The 3,640-nt window shown below is 61.5% G+C and carries 5 protein-coding genes and 1 pseudogene; all 6 read right to left on the bottom strand.

Going from position 1 to position 3,640, the window contains the following annotated elements; all coding sequences use genetic code 11:
* Positions 1 to 1,442, bottom strand: a pseudogene (locus BUA94_RS23050) (hypothetical protein); the annotation flags it as partial.
* Complete coding sequence (locus BUA94_RS23045) at positions 1,439 to 1,618, bottom strand: hypothetical protein (protein ID WP_073015828.1); 180 nt, start codon at positions 1,616 to 1,618, stop codon at positions 1,439 to 1,441. The gene BUA94_RS23045 and the pseudogene BUA94_RS23050, both read right to left, overlap by 4 nt.
* Positions 1,619 to 1,728: 110 nt before the next feature.
* Positions 1,729 to 2,190, bottom strand: a complete 462-nt coding sequence (locus tag BUA94_RS23040; protein WP_073015826.1) for a hypothetical protein — start codon at positions 2,188 to 2,190, stop codon at positions 1,729 to 1,731.
* A complete protein-coding gene (locus BUA94_RS23035) occupies positions 2,190 to 3,158 on the bottom strand; it encodes a phage tail tube protein (RefSeq protein WP_073015824.1) in 969 nt (322 codons plus the stop codon). The genes BUA94_RS23040 and BUA94_RS23035 overlap by 1 nt, the downstream gene beginning before the upstream one ends.
* An 18-nt stretch (positions 3,159 to 3,176) precedes the next feature.
* A complete protein-coding gene (locus tag BUA94_RS23030) occupies positions 3,177 to 3,356 on the bottom strand; it encodes a hypothetical protein (RefSeq protein ID WP_073015822.1) in 180 nt (59 codons plus the stop codon).
* Positions 3,357 to 3,388: 32 nt separating this feature from the next.
* The coding region (locus tag BUA94_RS23675; RefSeq protein WP_175558119.1) for a hypothetical protein at positions 3,389 to 3,640 on the bottom strand (252 nt) is incomplete at its 5' end.

Genomic DNA, 3,640 nt, shown 5'->3' with positions numbered 1-3,640 from the left:
TGCGCCGGGGTCTTGGACGTCTCAATCAGCCTGGCGATTTCCCGCAGAAGATCAGCTTCCTTCTTCCGCGCCCCGGAAGCGGTCTCGGCTTTCTTCAGCAGCGCCTGGTAGTCGTCTTCCGCCTTCGTCCGCGCGAGCGCAGCCTCTTCAACCGTCAACGCGCCTTTCTCTTCCAAGGCGTTGATTTCACGAATGGCCTCAGCCCGCTTCTGATCCGCAGTCAGAATGCGCTTGCGCCATTCCTCGGCAGCAGTCCGATCCTTGGTGTCGAGAGTGCTGCCGCTGCCGTTCGGCTTGTCAGTCCGCTTAAGCCACGCAACGCGGTCAGGAGCCGCGCCGGTTCCGGAGGCAATCGCACGGCTTGCCAGTTCCTTCTGGAGCGCGAGAATATCGCTCCGCAGGTTGGCAACATAAGTGCCGGAATACTCGCCAAGAATGGACTTCTCGACGTCCTTGATTGCTTGCTCCTTACTGGCAATCTGCGAGCGGATAGCATCGATTGACCGGTTCTCGACCGACGAGATCAGACCCATCAACGAGCCATAGGCATTCACGATATCCGTCGTGACTTTCAGGAAGTACATCGCCGCTTCTGCCGAGTTGTAAAATGCCTTCGTCAGCGAAGTCTCCAGCTGCCCTTCAAGCTTCCGGAACTCCCGGTCGAGCTTCGAAGCTCTCTCAACTTCCTCTTCCGAGAAGAAGCCCTGGAAGTTCCGGGCCTCATCCACCAGACCCTTGAAGTCATCCGCGCCACGGGCGATCAGCTCCACAAAGCGCTCCCCGGCAGTGCCGCCAAACAGCTCATCTCCGATGCGCACCTGGGCTGCCTTGTCCAGCTCTTGGGTACGCCGGATGATCTCGATGAAGAGGGACAAAGGGTCCTTGAGACGGTCCCGAAGCTCCTCAGCCTCAAAGCCCAAACGCTGGAAGGCTTCGGCCCCTGACCCTGCGCCAGTGGTGACAAACTCGTCTGCCCGCAAAGCCAGTTCCTTCAGACCATCGGTCAGCGCATCGACAGAAATCCGATTCTGATCAGACGCATATTTGAGAGCCTGGAAGTCCTCAACGTCGATGGCCGCCCGCTTTGCAAGGTCTCCCAACTCCGCCACGGCAGCCGCCGCAGCCCTTCCCCGCGTTGCTGCCAGAGTGAAACCCGCAGCGAGCGCTCCAATACTCACCGCAGCCGCGGCTCCGACAGGACCAATCGCCCGCAACCCAGCCCCCAATGGGCCAAGATCGCTCGCAAATCCCGACACCCGCTTCTTGGCATCCCCAACTGCGCCATCCACCGCCTTAAGGCCCGTGGACGCTGGCTTGGTTGCCTTGGCAATCCGCTCAAGCGCTGCCTGCCCTTCCGCGCCAAACTTCCGCAGTTCGCGCTGAACCACCTTGCCATCGACCGCAGCCAGACGGACACCAACTTGAGGCAAAGCCTTGCTCATTCTTCAGGTTCCTTTGCTTCGCGCAGACCAGCCGTAAATCCCGCCTCAAAGTTGAGGAGGAAGGACCGCAGCCGGTCCAGGTCCAGGCCATCCGCACGGCCACGGATCAGCGCTTCATCCATGCGCAGCCCCATCACATCACCGCTGAACGGCATGATGTTCCAGATCGAGGGCATCTGCCCGACCTGGACGGCCTGGTCCCCTTCCAGGGTTTCCGGCTCATTGGCGTTCTGGGGGCACTTTGCACCGCAGTTCAGGCCAGCATCCTCGCAGCCCCTGCAGTAGTCTAAGCCGCCCCGCCCGAACCAATGGGCGAGACGGCGGATCCGTTTCCCTCTGCGCGGATCTCCCAGACATCCCGGTACGCCAGCCGCTCAAATTCCTGCAGCTGATCGGGAGACAGGAGCAGCAGGGACACGGAAGCCCGGTCAATCGGCCAAGGCCTTCCGTCATCTTTCAGGACGCCCTTCCAGTCATCGGCAAGCATCTCAAACAGCAGCACCGACGACAGGAATTTGCTCAGCCCGAAGATGTACTGATCATCCTCTGCGCTCGGCTCTTCCGCCTCCGGCAGATGGAAGCTCGCCAGCTCCGCCTTGCCCGACAGATAGTCACTGAGTATGCGGCCGGTTGCCCGCTCCACATGCGAAGTCTCAACCGAGGTCGCCCGGCGCATATGCACCTGAACCCCATGAGGCAGCGTCTCCCACGCCATGGCAGGAGCGGCCTTTCCAAGAACGATCGCCATCAGTAGCTCGCAATGCCGTTGGTGACCGTCACGGTGAGCATCGGGCTTGTCGGCGTCTGCTCACAGCGGAAGGTCAGTTCTGCCTGAAGACCGCCCGGCCCGCTGATCGGAGCAAACGGCCCCTTTTCAAACCGGACTGCCGCCATGAGAAAGCTGATCTTCATCGTGGCGCTCAGGGCAAATTCCAGCTCCACCTCGATCGGCTCTCCGGCCTTCATCAGGTCATAGTAGGTCTCGTCCTTGTAGCGGACCTGCATGGCACCGCTGCCCGTTGCCGGGTCATCCAGCAAATAGCCGGAGACATACTTGGTCCCGTTCAGTGCCTCATCCGCTGCCGGGTTGTTCTGGACCTGCAGCGAACCACCAAGGAAATCCGCAGCCGTCACGCCATCAATGCGCAAGACGCCCTTGGCCGCAGGGATCTGGGCAAGCGCCAGCAACGCGGCCGGTGCGCCTGCAGCACTGGCCCCGAGCTTTTCTTCGCTCCGGCCGACCAGACCAACCGTCACCTGCCGGTAACCTGCCGACCGGTTGAAGTTGAACGACATCGAGGAGACCAGGCAGCCCACATGCTGGAAGAATGCCGCCCCCGCCCGCTTCTCGAATTCAAGGGTGCGGTAGGGCAGCTCTTCCTTGCCCGAGGTGAAGACATGGACATAAGGCCCTGCCCCTGTGGTCGCAGGAGCGCCCAGCAGCCCGGTCAGCCAATAGGGCAAGTGGTTGACGCAGAGCGGGACCACCACATCACCGCTATGGGTGGAAAGCCCAGGCGCCGGCTTCTCCTGGTCCCGGTTGTTGTTCCGCTCACTGCCAAGCAGGTCATCGGATTCCAGCCCCTCGGCTTCGCCAAGGCTTTCCGAATAGAACACGGTCTGGATGTAATCGCCGCCTGCAGGCGTGCTGAAATCCCCCTGGTCCTTGAACCGGAGGTTTGCGGTCTTGCCGCGCGGATTTGCGGACGTTGCCATATCGAGTGTCTCCGTGGGTTACCGCTTGCCGGAAATGGCCAGATCCCGGACTGTCGCCGGGCGGATGGACTGGCCGCAGGCCTTCGCCTGATCGGCCGTCAGGTTCTTGATTTCACCGCGCTGGCCTTCGCCCGGAACATCGCGCGTGAAAACATAAGGGGTCATCCCCTCAGGCTTGGAAGCCTTGGGCTGCGTCATGGATTGCGCTCCAGTTGCTTGGAAAATTCAGATCAGTAAGGGCGCTCGGAAGTGAAGAGCGCCGCAATCGAGAGTGTCCAGCCGGACACCTGCATGGCCCCATGGCCGGACTGGTCGAGCCGCTGGACACTTTCGATCTCGCAAGCGTCACAGGCCCCCGAAAGCGTTGAGCCCTCTTCGCTCACAAGGTAGTCGCCAATCACCTCGACGATGCCAGCCAGAGCCGCCCGGCGCTCCGCATCCGTGTCCGCCTGAACGATGATCTCCACCAGGATCTTCTGGCT

Source organism: Roseibium suaedae, assembly GCF_900142725.1.
Classification (GTDB): domain Bacteria; phylum Pseudomonadota; class Alphaproteobacteria; order Rhizobiales; family Stappiaceae; genus Roseibium; species Roseibium suaedae.
The sequence above is the reverse complement of the archived record's forward strand: the minus strand, read 5'-3'. Positions and strand labels throughout refer to the sequence as shown.